The organism is Cloacibacillus evryensis DSM 19522 (assembly GCF_000585335.1).
In the GTDB taxonomy this organism is placed as follows: Bacteria; Synergistota; Synergistia; order Synergistales; family Synergistaceae; genus Cloacibacillus; species Cloacibacillus evryensis.
Genome location: NZ_KK073872.1, coordinates 698,324 through 716,625, shown reverse-complemented (window position 1 = coordinate 716,625; position 18,302 = coordinate 698,324). Strand labels below are relative to the sequence as shown.

18 protein-coding genes are annotated in these 18,302 nt (G+C 53.2%); 3 read left to right on the top strand and 15 right to left on the bottom strand.

Annotated features, from left to right (window positions below):
* Positions 1 to 70: 70 nt before the first annotated feature.
* The 7 genes from CLOEV_RS17455 to CLOEV_RS03070 all read right to left on the bottom strand — a co-directional run bounded on the left by CLOEV_RS17455 (position 71) and on the right by CLOEV_RS03070 (position 5,869).
* On the bottom strand, positions 71 to 952 hold the full coding sequence (locus CLOEV_RS17455; RefSeq protein ID WP_342667587.1) for a citrate lyase subunit alpha: 882 nt from the start codon (positions 950 to 952) through the stop codon (positions 71 to 73).
* Complete coding sequence (locus CLOEV_RS17450) at positions 925 to 1,635, bottom strand: citrate lyase subunit alpha (RefSeq protein WP_342667571.1); 711 nt, start codon at positions 1,633 to 1,635, stop codon at positions 925 to 927. Before CLOEV_RS17450 ends, CLOEV_RS17455 begins: the two co-directional genes overlap by 28 nt.
* A gap of 1 nt (position 1,636) precedes the next feature.
* Positions 1,637 to 2,521, bottom strand: coding sequence for an HpcH/HpaI aldolase/citrate lyase family protein (locus CLOEV_RS03090; protein ID WP_008710361.1), 885 nt, complete (start codon positions 2,519 to 2,521; stop codon positions 1,637 to 1,639).
* On the bottom strand, positions 2,518 to 2,790 hold the full coding sequence (locus CLOEV_RS03085) for a citrate lyase ACP (protein WP_008710359.1): 273 nt from the start codon (positions 2,788 to 2,790) through the stop codon (positions 2,518 to 2,520). The genes CLOEV_RS03090 and CLOEV_RS03085 overlap by 4 nt, the downstream gene beginning before the upstream one ends.
* Before the next feature lie 63 nt (positions 2,791 to 2,853).
* On the bottom strand, positions 2,854 to 4,359 hold the full coding sequence (locus tag CLOEV_RS03080) for a tripartite tricarboxylate transporter permease (protein WP_034441866.1): 1,506 nt from the start codon (positions 4,357 to 4,359) through the stop codon (positions 2,854 to 2,856).
* Positions 4,360 to 4,375: 16 nt separating this feature from the next.
* Positions 4,376 to 4,816 carry a tripartite tricarboxylate transporter TctB family protein gene (locus tag CLOEV_RS15735; RefSeq protein WP_008710355.1) on the bottom strand — a complete coding sequence of 147 codons (441 nt, stop codon included), beginning with the start codon at positions 4,814 to 4,816 and terminating at the stop codon, positions 4,376 to 4,378.
* A gap of 69 nt (positions 4,817 to 4,885) precedes the next feature.
* Positions 4,886 to 5,869, bottom strand: a complete 984-nt coding sequence (locus CLOEV_RS03070) for a tripartite tricarboxylate transporter substrate binding protein (RefSeq protein ID WP_008710354.1) — start codon at positions 5,867 to 5,869, stop codon at positions 4,886 to 4,888.
* 195 nt (positions 5,870 to 6,064) lie between these two features.
* Between CLOEV_RS03070 and CLOEV_RS03065 the strand changes: the two genes are divergently transcribed.
* Positions 6,065 to 6,754 (top strand): GntR family transcriptional regulator, encoded by a 690-nt coding sequence (locus tag CLOEV_RS03065; protein WP_008710352.1) that lies wholly within the window; start codon positions 6,065 to 6,067, stop codon positions 6,752 to 6,754.
* Positions 6,755 to 6,804: 50 nt separating this feature from the next.
* Here CLOEV_RS03065 and CLOEV_RS03060 read toward each other — a convergent pair whose 3' ends face one another.
* From CLOEV_RS03060 to CLOEV_RS17045, 3 genes are read right to left on the bottom strand one after another with little or no spacing between them, the layout of a single operon-like run.
* On the bottom strand, positions 6,805 to 8,166 hold the full coding sequence (locus CLOEV_RS03060) for a putative bifunctional diguanylate cyclase/phosphodiesterase (protein WP_034441863.1): 1,362 nt from the start codon (positions 8,164 to 8,166) through the stop codon (positions 6,805 to 6,807).
* 36 nt (positions 8,167 to 8,202) lie between these two features.
* Positions 8,203 to 9,738 carry a transporter substrate-binding domain-containing protein gene (locus CLOEV_RS03055; protein ID WP_084482153.1) on the bottom strand — a complete coding sequence of 512 codons (1,536 nt, stop codon included), beginning with the start codon at positions 9,736 to 9,738 and terminating at the stop codon, positions 8,203 to 8,205.
* Positions 9,696 to 10,442 carry a GGDEF domain-containing protein gene (locus CLOEV_RS17045; RefSeq protein ID WP_169732185.1) on the bottom strand — a complete coding sequence of 249 codons (747 nt, stop codon included), beginning with the start codon at positions 10,440 to 10,442 and terminating at the stop codon, positions 9,696 to 9,698. The genes CLOEV_RS03055 and CLOEV_RS17045 overlap by 43 nt, the downstream gene beginning before the upstream one ends.
* Positions 10,443 to 10,523: 81 nt before the next feature.
* Here CLOEV_RS17045 and CLOEV_RS17385 point away from each other — a divergent pair, with 81 nt between their 5' ends.
* Both CLOEV_RS17385 and CLOEV_RS03045 read left to right on the top strand, forming a co-directional pair.
* On the top strand, positions 10,524 to 10,646 hold the full coding sequence (locus CLOEV_RS17385) for a hypothetical protein (RefSeq protein ID WP_281172930.1): 123 nt from the start codon (positions 10,524 to 10,526) through the stop codon (positions 10,644 to 10,646).
* A gap of 394 nt (positions 10,647 to 11,040) precedes the next feature.
* Positions 11,041 to 12,600, top strand: coding sequence for a hypothetical protein (locus CLOEV_RS03045; RefSeq protein WP_034441860.1), 1,560 nt, complete (start codon positions 11,041 to 11,043; stop codon positions 12,598 to 12,600).
* Between the two features lie 433 nt (positions 12,601 to 13,033).
* Here CLOEV_RS03045 and CLOEV_RS03040 read toward each other — a convergent pair whose 3' ends face one another.
* The 5 genes from CLOEV_RS03040 to CLOEV_RS03020 all read right to left on the bottom strand — a co-directional run bounded on the left by CLOEV_RS03040 (position 13,034) and on the right by CLOEV_RS03020 (position 18,276).
* Positions 13,034 to 13,354, bottom strand: coding sequence for a hypothetical protein (locus tag CLOEV_RS03040; protein ID WP_156938352.1), 321 nt, complete (start codon positions 13,352 to 13,354; stop codon positions 13,034 to 13,036).
* Positions 13,315 to 13,989, bottom strand: a complete 675-nt coding sequence (locus tag CLOEV_RS03035; RefSeq protein ID WP_034441857.1) for an IS1634 family transposase — start codon at positions 13,987 to 13,989, stop codon at positions 13,315 to 13,317. Before CLOEV_RS03035 ends, CLOEV_RS03040 begins: the two co-directional genes overlap by 40 nt.
* Before the next feature lie 203 nt (positions 13,990 to 14,192).
* A complete protein-coding gene (locus tag CLOEV_RS03030; RefSeq protein ID WP_051484852.1) occupies positions 14,193 to 15,914 on the bottom strand; it encodes an IS1634 family transposase in 1,722 nt (573 codons plus the stop codon).
* Positions 15,915 to 16,634: 720 nt separating this feature from the next.
* A complete protein-coding gene (locus CLOEV_RS03025; protein WP_245591149.1) occupies positions 16,635 to 17,735 on the bottom strand; it encodes a glycerol dehydrogenase in 1,101 nt (366 codons plus the stop codon).
* Between the two features lie 25 nt (positions 17,736 to 17,760).
* The gene (locus CLOEV_RS03020; RefSeq protein ID WP_034441854.1) at positions 17,761 to 18,276 is read right to left on the bottom strand and encodes a hypothetical protein; all 516 of its coding nucleotides are present in this window, start codon (positions 18,274 to 18,276) and stop codon (positions 17,761 to 17,763) included.
* Between the last annotated feature and the right edge of the window lie 26 nt (positions 18,277 to 18,302).

The window sequence follows — 18,302 nt, the reverse complement described above, 5'->3', positions numbered from 1 at the left end:
GTATCGCCAGTATAAACAGTTGACCGCCCAGCCTATCGTGGCCGGGCGGTTTATATTTTCAAAATATTGTTCAACTTGCCGCGTATACTCCGTCGATCAATGTTCCGTCGCGGTATTCCACGGCGGCAAGCAGTTTGCCGTAGTCGAATTCTATCGGCTCCGGCACTCCCGTCAGTTTTTCAACCTCTTTTTTGAGTTCCGTTATTTCCGTCACCGGCAGTTTCGCTTTGAGGGCCGCTTCCAGAAGTTCCGCGCGGCGCGGGTTGACGCAGATCCCTCGCTCTGTCACGATCGCGTCCACTGTCTCGCCAGGCGTGGTTATCGTCGTCACCCGGTCTTTGACGGACGGAACTCCGCCGCGGAAGGAGGGGCAGACTATTATCGAGAGTTTCGCTCCCGCAGCCGTGTCCTGGTGCCCTCCGGAGGCTCCGCGCAGCACTCCGTCGTTGCCGGTTAGGACGTTGACGTTGAAGTCTGTGTCGACTTCGAGCGCCGCGAGGATTACGCAGTCGAGGTTGTTGACGAGCGCTCCCGCGTTGAAGGGGTTCGCGTACCAGGAGGCGTCTATTTCTATGTGGCTCGGGTTGGATATCATGGATTTTGTCACCGCCGCGTCGAAGGACTGGACGTCGAATACTGTCCTGAACATGCCTTTGTCGTGCATGGACGCCATGTAGCCCCCCACTCCACCGAGGCCGAAGCTGCCCGTTATTTGTTTGTCCGACATGTATTCTTCAAGGTAGACGGCGGCGGCTAGGCTCGCTCCGCCGACTCCCATCTGGAAGGAGAAGCCGGGTTCGACGATGCCGGCGGCTTTCATGAGCCGGAAGGAGTCCTGCGCGATGCGGAGGTCTACGGGGCTGCGCGTGATGCGCGCCGCCCCGGTGGCTATTTTCGCCGGGTCTCCGATGCTGCCGACTACTACTACCTGGTCGACGAGGTATTGCGGGATGGAGATTCTCGGCGAGAGGGGGTATTGGGACGTAGGTTGTCGGTTACGGCTATGACGTGGGCGGCGTTTTTCGCGTCGGTTATCGCGTAGCCGAGGGAGCCGCAGGCGGAGGGGCCTTCTGTGCCGTTGATGTTGCCGAGGCAGTCGCAGGCGGGGGCGGCGAGGAAGGCGACGTCTATTTTGATGGAGCCCTCTTCGACGGCGCGGGCGCGGCCGCCGTGGCTTCTGATGATGACGGGGATGTCTACTTCGCCGCTGGAGAGGAGTTTGCCCAGTTTGCCGCGAACGCCGGAGGTGTAGAGTCTGCCGATGAGTCCGCTTTTTATGTAGTCGGCGACGCAGTCGTGGGAGTCGGGTATGGAGCTGGGGGCGAAGGTGAGGTTTTTGAAGCCCATCGCCTCGAGTTCTGCTAGGACCATGGGTATGACGGCGTCTCCGTTGCGGAGGTGGTGGTGGAAGGAGATGGTCATGCCGTCGGTGAGGCCCGATTTTTCGATCGCGGCGCGCAGAGAGGCGGCGCGTTTGTCGCGGCAGGGCATCGCCGCGCGGATCGTGCGCGGTTTTGTATAAAGGCCGGCGAGCGAAGATATTCTGTCAAACGGCGACACGTACGGCGCGAAAGCCCCCACGCCGGGGACTTCGAGCGGGACTGTTCTTCCGAGTGAGTTTACTGCTGTTTTCATCTTAAAGCGCCTCCCTGTCAAAGCCGTAGAGTTCGGCCAGTTCCAGCAGATGGGCGGAACGGGCCACTATCGGCGCGTCCACCATTTTACCGTCGACGGAGATGACGCCCTTGCCTTCGCGTTCGGCCTTCTCCGCCGCTTCGACGACGCGCAGGGCTTTGCGAAGATCTTTCTCATTGGGCATGAAGGCCTTGTGTATCACGCTGATCTGGCTCGGGTGGATACAGGCTTTGCCCGTGAAGCCGAGCTCCACGATCTCTTTGGCCTCCAGGAAAAGCCCCTCCTGGTCGTTAAGGTCGGTCCATACGGTGTCAAAAGAATCTATACGCGCGGCGTGCGCCGCGGCGACTATGCGGCTGCGCGCGTAGAAGAGCTCGCGCCCGCCTCTGGTCTTCTGGATGCCCATATCGGCGGTGAAATCCTGCCCGCCGAGGGTCAGCGCCGTGACACGCGGCGAGGCGGTGGCGATACGGAAGGCGTTTTCCAGTCCCAGAGCCGTCTCCACCATCGCGTGGAGCTTGACCGTGCCAAGGGGCATGTCGTTTTGCCGTTCTACCTCGGCGATTTTTTTATCCGCGTAGAGTATGTCAGCCTCGGAATTGCATTTCGGAAGCCGTACGGCGGCCGGGCGGCAGGGGACGACCGCGCTGACATCATCGTCAAAAAACGTTGTGTCCGCGCCGTTTACGCGCACCGTGACAAAGAGGTCTTTGAAGTCGAACTCCCTCAGGAACCACGCGGCCATCAGGCGCGCGGAGTCTTTCTCCGTGTACGCGACCGCGTCTTCAAGGTCCATGAGGATGCTGTCGCAGCCGAATATCGGCGCGTGCTGGAGCATTCCGGGAGCGTCGGCCGGTATATAGAGCATCGAGCGGAAGGCCCTCATCTTGTCTCCTCCTTCGCGGCGCGCAGCAGCGCCGTTTCAAGGCGCGCCATGATCGTTATCTCGATCGCGCCCTGATCCTGGATCGTTACGCGCGCCTCTTTAAGTGAATGTTTTTCCAGCATCCCGCGCACGAGGAGCTCCGTCCTCTTCGCAAATATGACGCTGTTGGCGCCGCGGTAGTCGAGGGCGAACCCTTCGCCCGGGGCGACAGTCACCAGGCAGTCCGAGGACTCCAGTGTGCCCGCATGGGCCGTGTGAAACAGCTGCAATTTACACTCATCACCTTTCATATAATAAAACGGGCGGCAGAGGCCGCCCATTGTGTCAATATATTACGCCTGCGCGGCGCTCTTCCTTTTCTTTTTCCAGTCGCTGAAGAAGGGCCAGACGATCGAAAATATCGTCAGGAAGAAGAGCACCCAGCAGATCGGCGAACGGAAGAGGATGGCGAAGTTCCCGTCGGAGAGCATCATCGACTGGCGATAGGACTGCTCCATCGAGACGCCGACGACTACCGCGAGGATCAGCGGCGAAGTCGGGACCTTGTACTTTTTCATGAAATATCCCACAAGTCCGAATATCACGAGCAGGACAAAATCGACGACGCTGAAATTGATCGTATAGACGCCGATGAGCGCCATCGCCACGATCAACGGGTAGAGGATCTTCGTCGGCACGGCAAGGACGCGCACGAGGAGGCTGGCGAGCGGGATGTTGATGAAGGCGCAGGCCACGTTGCCGAGGAACATGCTCGCGATCACCGTCCAGGCGATGTCGGCGTGCTGCTGGAAGAGCAGCGGCCCGGGCTGGAGGCCGAGTATCATCAGCGCGCCGAGCATGACCGCAGTCGTGCCCGAACCGGGGACGCCGAGCGTCATCATCGGGATCAGCGCGCCGACGGAGCAGGCGTTGTTAGCCGCCTCCGGCGCGGCGAGGCCGACGATCTCGCCCTTGCCGAAGTTTTCGGGATTCTTGGAGAGCTGTTTTTCATTGTTGTAGGCCATCAGCGCGGCGATCGTAGCGCCGGCGCCGGGAAGCACGCCGACGAAGAAGCCTACCGGCGTCTGGCGGATCATCGGCCACCAGCAGCGCTTGAACTGCGCCATCGTGACCCAGATACGCCCGAATTTGGACTGCACCTTGACCGCGACGTCCGAGCGGATGTGATCCATATTATGGAAGACCTCGCCGAGCCCGTAGACTCCGATGATGACGACGACGAAATCAATGCCGGTCTGCAGCGCCGTCACGCCGAAGGTAAAGCGGATCGCGCCCGACTGCGGGTCGATGCCGACGGTGGCGATCATCAGTCCGAGGCACATCGAAAGCAGCCCCTTCAGCATCGCCTCTTTCGAGATGGCGGCGGTCGCCGCGAGCGCGAAGCACATGAGCATGAAATATTCCGGCGGCCCGAATTTAAGCGCGAAGCGCGCTACGGGTACGGCGACGGCGACGAACGCTATCGTCGCGATGAGGCCGCCGATGAACGAGGCGATGGCCGAAATGGCGAGCGCCGCCTCCGCCTGCCCCGAGGGCGACATCGGGTAGCCGTCGAAGCAGGAGGCGACCGCGGCGCCGTCGCCGGGGACATTGAGCAGGATCGAGCTGCGGCTGCCGCCGAACATCGCCCCGTAATAGATGGCGCACATCGTCACCAACGCCGTGTCGGGGGCCATCGTGAATGTCAGCGGCATAAGAAGCGCGATGCCGGTCGTGGGGCCGAGGCCGGGAAGCATGCCGAGCACCGTCCCCAGCGCCGAGCCCGCCACGAGCCAGATGAGGTTTATCGGCGTCATGGCGTTGGAAAATCCCGATAATAGAAGCTGTATGGTTTCCATATTCAATACCCCTTCCTTAGGGCAGAGTTATCTGAAATATTTTTTCAAAGATGTACCAGACGCCGAAAGAGAAGCAGAGCGCCGTTGCGACATTGGCCTTCCACCCCTTGACGCCGTTCACAAGGAAGAGCATCGCGCCGAGAAAGAGAGGCGTGCTGATAAGAAAGCCGAGGTTGTCAAGGATCGCCGCGTAGGCGAGACAGCAGGCGATGAGCCCGCCGATCAATACCCAGTGGCCGGGATCGGGCGCTCTGCCCTTCTTCGCGGCGCAGCCCTTTTTAGCTCCGCGCACGATCAGCGCGAGGGAAAAAGCAAGCGCAAGAAGCCCTACCATCAAGGGAAAATATTTCGGCGCCATCGGGTTGCCGATCGCCGCGTCCGGCAGCAGCCACGCGGCCACGACATACGCTGCGCTGAAAACTGCGGAAAAAATACCGACAATGATATCTCCGTTCATAAAAATCCACCCCTTACGTGAAAAAGAGGCGGCGGGGTCCCCCCTGCCGCCGCGTCAATATCTGCCAGATTACTGCTTTAAGAAACCGATCTCGCCGAGGATGACCTTGTATTCGTCGTTCGTCTTGTCAAGGAACTTCGTGAACTGGCCGGCATCCATGTAGACAGGCTCCCAGCCGTTCTTCATGCAGACGTCCTTCCATTCTTTCGTGCCGGCCATCTTTTTCAGGGCGTTCGCCATATAGTCGCGTTCGGCCTTGCCCATCCCCGGCGTGCCGAAAATGCCGCGCCAGTTGATGAACACCGTGTCGATGCCGTTTTCCTTAAGAGTCGGCACTTTGCTGAGCGGGCCGCTCTTGATGCGGTTAGGCGAGCTTACCGCGAGGACCTTGATATCTCCGGCCTCAAGAGCTCCGACCGTCTCCGCCATGCCGGTGGAGAGAAGGTCGATGTGGCCGCCCATCAGCGAGGCCATGCTGCCCTCCTGGAGCGAGATGTAGGGGATCTCTTTGAGGTTCTTCACGCCGGCCGCGCGCGCCGCCTGCAGGAACTGGATGTGGTCCATGCTGCCCGCCGAGCTGGTGCCGCCGACCTTTACGCTCTTGGGATCTTTCTTGATCGCGTCCATGACGTCCTTCATGTTGTTGAACTTTGAATCCTTCGGCACAGCGTAGGCTCCGAAATCGTTGATCAGCATCGAGATCGGTGTCAGGTCCTTATATCCGAGCTTGGTCTGCCCCGTGAGATTGATGAGAAGGATCGGCGGCGAATAGACGGTGATCGTATAGGGGTTGCCCTTCTTCTTCTGCATATAGGCAAGGTTGACCGCGCCGCCGCCGCCCGGCTTGTTGGTCACGGGCATCGGCTGTGTGATGATCTTCTGATCGGCGAGCGTCTTGCCGACCATCCTTATCGTCGTGTCCCAGCCGCCGCCGGCGCCCGCCGGAGCAAGGAACTCGAAGGGCCTTGACGGATAATCCGCTGCCGCCGCCGTAAAGGCAAAAGCGGCGATAAATAATGCTGCGAAAACTGATATTGCTGCTGAGCGCTTCATGTGATAATTCCTCCTATAAATTTTTGTGTATCCATGTATCCATGTATCCTCGGTAGCTATATAATATCTCTATAAAGCAGAAAGTCAATATCGAAAAACATAAAAATTTCATAAATCAAAGGGGGCGAATATCCAATTTTTTATGTTAGTATTTGACCAGTCACATTATAGAAGAGACCGAGGGGTGACGAGGCTGTGGCGATAAAATTAGATACGGAACTGGGCATGGAGCCGAGCAGCACGCTGAGGACGGAGGTCGCGAACCTTCTGCGCAAGCAGATATTGGACGGGGACATTCCCTGCGGCGAGCGCCTCATAGAGACGGAGATCGCCTCACAGCTCGGCGTGAGCCGCATGCCGGTGCGCGAGGCGTTAAGGATGCTCGAAAGCGAGGGGCTCATAAACCAGGTCCCGCGCAAGGGGCTGATCGTCGCGGAATATACGGAAAACGACATCCGCGAATACTACACCATCCGCGAAGCGCTCGAGGTCTGCGCCATAAAGATAGTGATAGATAAAATTTCAAAGGACGAGCTCGAGGAACTCAAAATGTATTGCCGAAAGGCCGAAGAGGCCCACGCCCACGACGATATAGAGGCGGTATGCCGCTGGACGGCGAAATTCAACGACCGCATTTACGACAGCTGCGAGATGCCCCGCCTCAAAGAACAGATAAAAACGACGCAGAAGTATCTGCGGACCTTCCGCTTCACCTCATTTAAAGAGGCCACCCGTACCGAGCAGGCGCTAAAAGAGCACGCCGAGATAATCCGGCTTGTGGAGAAAAAAGATTACGAGGGAGCCGCGCTCGCCACCTCCGTACACCTGCGCGACGCGATGCAGGCCTACATCAGGCTCTGGAGGCAGAGAAAAGGAAAAATGTAGCCGGGACGTTTCCGCGGACCGCCTGTCTCACAGCCGCGCGGAAGAAGTTCCTAGAGCATTTTGACGAACTCCTCGGGCGGCACCGGCCGCGCGTAATAATACCCCTGAATGGTGTCGCAGCCGGCTCGCCGCAGGAAATCAAGCTGATCCCTGGACTCGACCCCTTCGGCGACGACCTTGAATGAGAGCTTGTGCGCCAGCGAGATGATCGTCTCGACGACCTCCTCCGAGCTCGCCCGGTCGGTCTCGCGCTGCAGCAGAAAACCGCGGTCCAGCTTGATGACGTCCATCGGGATGCTTATCAGAGTGTTGAGCGATGAGTAACCGCTGCCGAAGTCGTCCAGAGCGATGCTGAATCCCTCTTTTTTAAGTTCGGAGAATACCTGCCGTATTGTGTTCAGATCCTCGGCGACGACGCTCTCCGTACATTCGATCTCTATCAGGCGGCTGGGAATGTCATATTTCGCGGCCGCCTCCCTTATCTTCGCCACAAAATCGGCGTCGTGCAGGTGGAGGCGCGAAAAATTCACGGAGATGGGTAGCGCGGTCAGCCCCGCGTCGATCACGGAGCGCAGCAGCAGACAGACCTGTTCCAGAATGATGAAGTCAAGCCTGGTGATCTGCCCGCTCTTCTCAAAGAGGCTGATAAAACGCGCCGGAGGTATGATCCTGCCGTCCGGGCATTTCCACCGCACCAGCGCCTCGCCGCCGGATATCCTCCCGCTTTCGCCGTCATATTTCGCCTGGATATATGGAATGAATTCGCCGTGCGCGGCGGCGGCGTCAAAGCCGGAGATCAGCTCGGAATTCTCGCGCAGCTTCTTATATATGCGTCCGTCAAAAACTCCTATATACTTCTCCGAATTTCCCTTGACCGTCAGTTTGGCGGCCGCGGCGTAGTCCATCATCATATCTGCCGGCATCTTACGGTCGTCGATCGGATATATCCCGTAATTGACTATTATCGACCTCTCTTTGAGGCTTCGCTTGAGTTCGTCCGTCATACTGACGATCCTCTCCCGCAGTTCGTCGATGCCGCCGCATAGGGCCAGCGCCGCAAAGTGGTCGGCGTAGATACGCGCGAGCAGCCCGCCGTCCGCAAAATAACGCCGATAGACCGCGGCGATCTCCAACAGCAAAAGGTCGCCCTCTTCCCGGCCGAAGGTCTCGTTGTATATCTGGAACTTATAGACGTCAAAATCAATGATGTACAAACTATCTGCGTCGGAGGCGGCCCTTTTTCGCAGGCCGCGCTCGAAGCCGGCCTGGCTGAGGGCTCCCGTAAGCTGGTCATTGTAGAGAAGGTCCTTGATCCGCTTCATCGAACGGCTCTTCGTGATAGAGGCGAAGGTGAGCGCGATGACCATTACGGCAAGCAGGATCAGCGCCAGCATGAGCACGTCGGCAGGCATCTTTTTGATGATAGTCCCTAGGTTGATCTCTTTGTTTTAAAGGACATGTCTGATGACGATGTTGTCTACCTCCTGGTCGGAAATATACAGCACCGCCTTGTTGATAATGTCATGAAGCATGGCATTGCCGTCGTCCGTCAGCGCGATGCAGGCGTTGAACCAGTATCCCTGCAGTACGACGCCGAATAGTCCACGATAGCGTGACTCGTCAAGCAGTATCTCCGCTGAAAACGAGCTCAACAGCGTCTGATCGACGTCATTGTCCTTCACGACCTCTTCCAGGCATTGCCCGGAAGTCCTGCAATAACGCAGCAGATATCCCTCTTTTTCAAGCTTTTTGCCGGAGGCGCGCAGACTCTCGGGAGCCACGGTCACAGTATCCTTCGTGGAATCAAATACTTTATCGCTGCGCCTCACCAGCATCAGCGGGACACGCATATAAATATCGGTCATCAGAAGCCCATGCTTTTCAGCCTCGTCATAATCATGGTCAAAGCAGGAGATCAGGTCGGCGTCGGCGGCCTGCGGCGAATCGGCAGGGCAATAGACAAAGTCAAGTCCGGTGACCGCGGAGATACGCTCAAATACATCGGAAGTGATTCCCCTGTATTTTCCATCCTTGTCCGTGAATTCATAGGGAAGCCAATTAGGATCATACGCGACCTTGATCTTTCCGGCACGCTTTATATACTCCTGTTCCTCCCTGGTGAAGGTTATATAGCGGCTGGACCTGAAAATGTGCTTTTCCGAGAGCTCCTTTTCATAAAGGGGATTCTGTATCTTGATCTGCGTGAGCGCCGTCTCCAAACCGGCGCGAAGGTCGTTTCTGCCGGGCGCCGCCGCAAAATAAAACGGCTGCGGCGCAAAACGGCTCAGGATGCGGAACTTTTCGTTGTTGCCCAGGCCGACCGTCAGGCCGGCGTCGATATCGCCGCGCAGTATCCCCCGCTGTATCTCGCTCAGAGAACGATAATTGACCGGCCGTACCGTAAACTTATTGTTTTTTGCGAATTCCAGCAGCCGTCTGCGGTTTTCGTCGCTGTCAACGCCGACCCGCATGCCGTCAAATTCGGAAAAATCATTTTCCGCCAGACGGCTTTTTGCCGCCGTAAAAAGAGAAAGGTAATCCACACCGGCGTCGGTCCCCGGAAAACCGACCTCCGCCACACGCTCCTTTGTATAAAAGACGCAGCCGAGGATGTCGATCTCGCCCCTTTTCAGGGCTTCGTATAAACTGGAGAAGCTGCCCTCGACAAATTCATAGCGCCAGCCGGTATATCGGGAAATATTCCGCAGATAGTCATAATTATATCCGTAATAGGAGCCGTCCTCGGCCTTTTCCATATATCCGTTCCGTTCGAACCAGCCGACACGGACCTTCCGCACTCCCTGCGAAGCATCGGAAGGGAAGGCGCAGAAGAAGGCCGCGAGCAATACGGCGAGGATAACGGACAGGCTCCGGAAGAGACAGGCGCTGACTGGCAAATATTTATATGCTTTTTGGAAGTTTTTTTTCGTCGGCGGCATATTTATAGCATCTGCCCCCTGGTCTTCCGGCGCAGCGTCAAACATTCTCCACCTTCGTTCTCTGTCGCTTCCAGAAAACCGGCTGCCCTGTCGCCGCCCATTGATTTGGCGGCATAGAGGGCGCGGTCGGCCATTACGATCAGCTCTTCGTGTCCCAAGGAAGCGCAGACAGCCTTCTCCGCATATCCGACGCTGCAGGTTACCACACCGAGGGAAGAACCTCTATGACGGACGTCAAGACCGCGGATCGTCTCGCGGAGGCTCTCGGCGATCGCTCCTATCTCTTTATAAGAATATTCAGTACTCAAGCCGATAAACTCCTCTCCGCCGTATCTGAAAAAGGCGACCGCGTATTTTTCCGAATAAAGACGCAGACAACTCCCAACGACGGAAAGACATTCGTCTCCCTTAACATGCCCGTAGAAATCATTATAGTTCTTAAAATTATCGATGTCTATCATAATTACCCCCGTCAGCGGCGTCAATGAATCCTCCAGCTCCATCTCCCCCAGCACCTCGAAGAGCTTCCTCCGGTTAGGCAGGGAGGTAAGAATGTCCGTATCGCGCTGCAGGGCGAGCTGACGCCTCGTCTCTATATTCTCCAGCTTGATCGCCGTCAGATGACGCCCGATAGCGATTCCCAGCACAGAGGATATGGTCACGTTTATCAGCGCAGCTACAGAATATGAAAAGGGTTTGTATAAAAAAGAGAGGCTACAGTAGACGGAACAGACAAAAACAATAGCCATGTTGATCCGCCACCGACGGTCAATTACGATCATCGGAAAGATCAGCAGCGTCACAAATATAAAAATAGGCGGATGGCTGACATGCAAAAAAATACCCCCGTAGACGGAAAATACGACAAGGGAGAGAAAATAAAGGTAAATCAGCGGCAGGACAGCCCCCTCTCTCAGTTCTCCGCTGGCAAAATAGACGAGCACGGACATTAAGAAAAAAAAGGCATACGGCCTGTCGAGCTCATTAAGTGCCGGCAGGCGCAAGCTCAAGAAAAAGAGGCTTGGCATCAGAACCGAAAGTACGAAAGAGAGGCTTCGCAGCATTCTTTGATTTATTTTCGATATTTCATGGCCGTTATCCGAAAAAACCCTCTTTTTCAGCTTGTCTGGTTGACGTGGCCGATTCTCCGCCAATTCGGCGGGATTCGTCATTTTCCTCAATTCTGCCAGCCTCTTTCCAAAAACGTTATTCCTAGCTTTACAATAAATTTTAGCAATTTAATTATCGTCATATATAAATACCGGGAAAATTGGCATTGCCAATATAACTGCAAGTATGTTGACAAGACATTTTTATGTTATCTTTAATTCAGGGAGGGTGACTGATATGTTATTTTCAGATAAGCTGGAATTTCTGCTGGATATGACTTCCACGTCAAATGCCCAGCTTGCGCGTATAATCAACGTCGATCCGTCGATGATCAGCCGTCTGCGCAAAGGCAGGCGGGGCATCCCCCATGACAACTCTTACATAGAAGCGATGGCTGATTACTTTTCAAAACAACTTACAAAAAGATACCAGCTTTCCGCCCTCAGCGAAATGCTCGGATGCGAGGAACTTTGCCACCCCGTCCAGCCGCATCTGCTCCGTATGATATTATCTGAATGGTTGTTGTCCGCGAGATACGACGAGGATAACAAAGCAAGGCCACTGCTAAAAACTTTCGACCGGCTGCCTCTATACCACGATAAAAACGGCGCGGACAACACCGCGGCCGGTGACGTCAAATGGAACAACAGCAAACTATTTGTCTATTACGGCAACGAGGGAAAGAGAAGGGCGGTCTGCGATTTTCTGCAGAAAATATTGAGGTACGGCACTAATTGCACCATCCAGGTGTCATCTGACGAAAGCTCCGAATGGATAGTGGAAAACGATGACTTTGCGGCCAAATTGTCACGTATGATCACGGCGCTCCGCGAAAAGGGATGCCGTTGCCAGCGCATAGCGGCGTCAGCGAGCGACATAAATTATTCTTTCGATTCAATAGCGCGCTGGCTGCCGCTGATGTCCTCAGGATCGCTGGAATCCTTTCATTATCCCCGAATGAGGGACGGCCTCTACCGACGGACGATAATCGTCGTGCCGGATTTAGGCGCTCTGGTTTCAACCTCTGTCGGACACCAGCGGGAGAGCGGAGCCACCTTTCTTACACTGGAAAAGGCTACGGTGAATTGCTACGCCAAAGAGTTCTCCGATTATCTTTCCGTCTGCAAGCCGATGACGAAAACCCACGGCGGCGCGCAGATGTGCAATATGCTTTTGCTGCGCGCGCTGGGTTATGAAAGCACATTCTCAAGCTGTATTCAACAAAGCGGATCCTTATCCTCGATCACAATGCCGCCATCTGTTGTGAAAAATATCATTTCAAAGACAAAGATCCCCGCGTCCCAGAAACTGCTGCGCAGGTTGAGGGAAGATGCATGGCATTTTGAAGATATCGTAAAAGAGCATAGGATCATAGACATATTCCCCCTTGCCCCGCTGGAAGAGATCGCCGCCGGAAAGGTACCGGTCGCCGCCTCTCAGATATTATGCGGCGACACCTGTTATTACTCAATGATAGAGTACAAGCTGCATCTGCAGCATATTGCAGCTTTATTAAAAAAGCACCCGAATTACCACCTCATACAGAACTGCGGCGAACATATCCGCTCCGACATAATATACATAAGAGAGGGGAACCTGGCTCTTTTATACAAAGACACGGCCCCCGCCTCCATAATCGAGATCACGGAAAGCAATCTCATTACGGAGCTATGGGAATACATGCTGCGCGAGATCGAACCCAAGTTATCCCCCGCCGCCAGAGAGGATGTCATTGCGCGAATCGAAAGACTTGTCATGGAGATAGACGACAACCTTCCCGCCGGTCAAGGCTACTGAAGCCGCCGCTGGCCATTTGCCACCTTTTTCCTTGCCAAAGCATAATCTTGGCACGACATTATCACACTCGCCATTGCAGCGGACATCCAGCACGCGCCATGCGGTCACATCAAGAGTCGCCGCCGCGAGAACATCTGCCGGCAAATGGAAGGGACACCACGATCCTGTAACCCAGCCCAGCCTCATACTTACGGCTGATATCGCGACCGACTCCATAGAGTGCCCGCAGGCCAGCCGGACGCGTCTTTTATGATATATTTAGTCGCCGCTGAAAAACGCAGTTTTTCCCGACTTTGGCACTTTTGTCTCATAAATCCGGTGATATCAAGCCTTTTTAAAAACACAAGGTACTACATTTATTAGTAGGGCATGCAGCACCTTGTGTTTTTCATTATTATGAATTATGAGGACTCCGCTTCTTTTACGCTCTTCTTTACTGTACGGAGTTATACCGGTTCCTGTACTGGACCATGGACGTTATTTCTCTCGGAACGGTGGTGCGTTTGATACCAAGCACTTTGTTTATCTTTTTCATCTCCGACGTCTGTTCCATCGGGACACGCAAACGTCTTCCGTTGCTTTTGTCTCTTATTATTACTGACGTTTCGTCGAGCAATGCCTCCCTGATTCGCTTCACGCTCATCTGGTCCTGCTGCTGAAGAAGCAGTCTCTTCTGAAGCTGCCTCATCATCGCAAAGGCTATGTAGCAGAGCGCTATATGGCCGCGTATCCTGGATTCCGTCCAATGATACATCGGACGGATCTTAAGGTCGCTCTTCGATATGCGGAAGCTCTCTTCTTGGTAAGCATGCCGCTGTCGGCTGCCACTACGCCTCCGCTTTCCTCGTAAACGTTTCTGCGCCAGTCTGAGACGAACGACTTTATTGAATCTCCTTCCCACGTTTTCCCTGGGAATATTTCATACCACAGCGGCAGCCCTTCCGTCGTCGCCGCCAGCGCCATTATTATCTGCGTCTCTTTGAATTTTGCGTCTTTGCTGTAACCACACTGCCGCAGACCGTCCTCTTTAAAGCTCTCGTAATATAGTGTGGTAGCGTCAAAGAGGATAAGCGTCGGTTTTGACGCGAAAAGACCCTCTGTCTGGCTCTTTATTATCCTCTTTACCGTTTCTTCCCGTTCGCACAGAGTATCCATGAGTCGATACATACGCTCCACAGAGACTTCGCTGCGGCACGCTTCGCGAAGCCACTGCACCATGCCACGCTTGCTGGAGGGGTGAGCCATAGTATTGGCAAGCGCCTGCTTCAAGAGAGAAACCTTGCCCATCTCACGCGCGCTGCTTTTGAAAATATGGTCCAACCCCAAAAGATCGTACAGCTTTTCTGCCGCGTTCATCGGCCCCTCTATGATCGTCGCTTCATTCACCATATCCGAGATCTTTATATACGCGCCATCTTCGACCGGGCGTTCATATCTGCAGATCCCTTCTTCCGCCTCCTCGACGGAAGGTTCAAAAAGAAGAGTCTGGCTCCTGACTTTAGCACTTTCTCCCAGCTAAACAAGCGCTGAGCCGTTGGTATATCACAGCTCAGCGCTCTTTACCTTTTACAATTTACGTAGTTCAGAGCTCTCTATGAAATTCTGTGGCGGAAATGTTTTTGAAGATCGGTTTTAGTAGAGTAAGTTCTTAAGGGCGCTATTCCCAAGGTATCCGCTATCTCGTCGTAAAGCTTTGGGGTTTTCTCTTTTGCGTAGAATATCTGTCCTTTGATGCGAAGCTCCATTACGTTAGCCTTGTTCAAAGAATCCTGTATCGCCTGAGAGCTTCCAGCAATGCCGCGCTCCTTAAGTTTTTTCTCGAGAAGACGCTGCAGTACAAGCGCTAAGTAACAGATCACGAAGTGTCCTTTTATGTGTTCCGGCGTCCAAACAAAACAGGGACGCGACCTCAGGCCGCTCTTCATTATCCGAAAGCTTTCTTCTATTTTCCAAAGGCCGTGATGGATCGACACCGCCTCTTCCGGACTTATCTCGGGGTCGCTGCTCAGTATTCCGTAGTATCCGTCGTAGAGGCTCTGTTCGGCGATCTTGGCCGCGTCGAGTTTCAGCGAGTTCCCGTCTATATCAGCTGCGACAAAGCTCTTTCCGCCCTTCTTGAGCTCCGCTTTGAACATTGACGGATTAGCGACAAGCTTCTCAGCTTTTTTGATCAGACGCCCTCTGTCCTTCGCATCTTTCTCCGCCCTTTTGGACGAATAGCTTATGATAAGGCTGTCTGTGAGGTATATCTTATTTCTGCCCCCATCCTCGTCAGGACAGACTACGACCTGCGTGTGCTCCAATACCTTGAACCTGCAGGAATCTTCTTCGCCTTCTTTGAGACACTCTGTAAATCCGTCTTTGGAAAGGACAGCGGCCTTTACGTCGTCGGAAGCTCCGCGGATCTTAAACGCAAGAACATACTCGAAGCCCATCTCCTTGATCCTGGCAAGATTGCTTTTGGAATTAAGGCCCCTGTCGGCGACAACGATCACTTTCTCGACCTTATACTGCTTCTTCAGTTTATTCAAAGATGAAAGCAGCGTCTTAAACTCGGACGTGTTTCCGGGAAAAAGCTCGTATCCAAGCGGAATACCGCATTTGTCTATTAAAAGTCCCATTAAAACCTGGACCTCTCCAACCCTGTGGTCCTTTGAAAAACCAAAATTTCTGAAACCGTCGGCCTCGACGCTCTCGAAATAGTAAGTCGTCACATCGTAAAACGCGACGCTGACATTCTTCTTTTCTCCGTTGAAGAGCTTTTTGTAAAGGTGAGCCTCTATTTTGCTCTTATAGTCGGCAAACATATTCAAAGATCTGTACATATCATCCAAACGCAGAGAACCAAAATTAAAGAGATAAGAATCCTTCTGCCTGAAAGATGCGACCTTTGAGCATGGCTGCATATTTCTCAGAGCAGAAAGGAAAAAGGCGCTTCTTGCAAGATCACATTTGCTTCGTGAAAGAGACTGTATGCCGCGGAAACAAACGTCCATACTCAGTTCGTTCCAAAGAGCGCGGTAACAGAAAATGCCGTAATTCTTTAAAGACAACCCTTCGCACACAGGGTCGGCGGGAGCTTTCTTAAAAAGTTCCGCCAGCTTTTCTTCGACGGAAGTAGATGTCTCGGCGTTTATCCTATCGCACTCAGCCTGCAGCTTGGACATTATATCCGGGTCGCGCGCTTCGAGCACATCCCGACGTCCAAAACTTTTGACAGTCCGCGTCCTTGGTTCCTTTGTGACAGGATCGCGGTAACTTTCCAGGAAATAAACATATTCAACGCCGTTGGAACGTCTCGTGTTCAGTCTCAAAGCCTCGCCTCCCATACACAGACATTATACAGCAATATAGATGAAATAACAAATATAAACTACTATAAACTACAATAATTTTAAGAACAAAAACAGCTGCAAATATGGTGATTGCAGCTGTTTAGAGGCTCAGTTGATGCTCATAAGTGCAAAAGTCAGGAAAAAGAAGAGTCTGGCTTGAAGCCTTCTTTGCCCTCTCCTGTTCCAGAGATTCGATGATCTTAGCTCCAAGAGCCCTCATCTGCTGCACCTCTTCATCTGAATAAGCCACGCCAATATGCTGGATGATCCGGGTCGAGACAGACTTACCGTGCCGCACCGATTCAACGATCTGTATTGCCTTCCTTGGGCTGTTGGGTGATTTATTCGCTCTTATATACATAAAGACATTATATCTAAAAACCGGAAAAAGCAATGGGATGTATTCACTAGGTACTACATTTTCGGTTTTTATGGCCTCTTTTTGGGGTACATTTAGAAGTTGTTGGTGCTACTTGTTAATCACTATTTCACTAATGGTTCGTATCATCGTATTTTGAGAAAAGTGCCGAAGTCGGGATAAAGAGCAGCAGCCCTGTCTCAAATTTCGGCAAGCATCCGAAATACAGATTTCCGCCATCCTGGCAGCGATGGCGGAAATCTGTTTTCTATGGAACAGCTATCTGTTATATGGCAGGATTAGGCTGGCATATTACAAACCACGAGTTAATATATTTTCCCCTATTTATTAAATTTATTTTTAGCTTCTTTGCCCAAAGCATTGGCAACTAATAATGCTGCAAAGACTTTTTCAGGAGTGACTTCAAACGGTTCAGAATGAATCGTCTCTTCGGGCCCCGCCGTAGCAACCGCGACCTTCCAAAGACGCGGCTTATCAATATCCACGACGCCTATATCTTCAAGAGAAACGGGGAGGCCCACCTTCAGGCAAAAATCAAGGACCTCGTTGATCTCTTTTTCCGGCCGGTTTTCCAATACTAATTGGAAGATTACTCCGAAAGAAACTTTTTCTCCGTGAAAATATTTATGGGTCTCTTCAAGAACCGTGACCCCATCCTGAAAGGAGTGTGCCGCCGCCAGTCCTCCGCTCTCAAAGCCAAGCCCGGAGAGCAGCGTGTTTGCCTCAGTCACCCTTTCTACCGCCTCGGTAACAACTCCGCGTTCGACCGCCAATTTTGCCTCATAGCCGTTGGTGATAATGGTCTCATAGCACGTGCGCGCCAATGACTGCGCGGCAAGAGTGGACAGGGTCTGCTGCATGCCGCATGTACAGGACTTAAAACTGGTGTCGGCTTCAAACCAGGTTGAAAGCGCGTCTCCCATACCTGAAACAAAAAGCCGCACGGGGGCCTTCGTGATCACTTCCGTATCAACTAGCACCAAGTCAGGATTTTTAGGCAGGACTAGGAATGACTCGAATACGCCGTCTTTGGTATATATTACAGATAAGGCGCTGCACGGCGCGTCGGTCGCGGCGATCGTCGGTATAACGGCCAACTTAGTTTCCATCTTATAAGAAACCGCTTTAGCAATGTCTATCGTTTTGCCGCCGCCGACGGCGACAACGATATCACTCGCATATTTTTTCGCGCTCTCTGCGATGCGGTCTATTTCTTCCTGACAGCATTCCCTCCTGAATTCTTCCGTGTGACACGTTATATCCATATTTTCCAGGCTTTTGTATATGCCTTCACCCACAGCCTTTATGCCAATCGGGTCTACAACCAGCAGAGCGTTCTTACAGCGCAGGACGGATATGTGTCTGCCAAGTTCCTTGACGGCGCCGGCCCCTTGGACGTAACGCCCCGGCGATATGAACATCTTCAACATTTCGGATTGCATCTCCTTATACTAGCTCTATATTTTCCAAATCTCCGGTCAGAGAATCCATTATCTTGTAAAATGTGCGTTCTTCTTCTTTTTTGTAAAACTCAAATAGGTAGAGAGGTTTATACACTTTATAACTGTGCGTCTGCGTCTTTTCCGGCACTTTGTGAAGTATCCGGTTTTTACGTATTACCCATCTTTTGCTGTATTCCCATGCCAGTTCTTCCGCCCTTGCCTCGGTAATTTTATCGCTTAGGACATTTTTCTCCATGACCTTTATCTCTTCCGTCTCCGGCAGCGCGGTGACGGTCCCGGGAGAAAGAGTCAGTTCGTCCACTCCACCGAGGTAGCCTACGAATTTTTGTTTCGCCTGCGAAAATCTAAATACCGCGCCAAAAGCGAATATCCAGCAGGGAGAATAAAGCACGTCAATGTACCGGCAATCTATTAACCTATGCTTATTTGACGAGGAGATTTTATTCACCAACGTCTCAGGAACATATTTAACACCTTTTAATACATTGATAGACAACATCTTCATTCCCCCTTGCAGAATTTGAA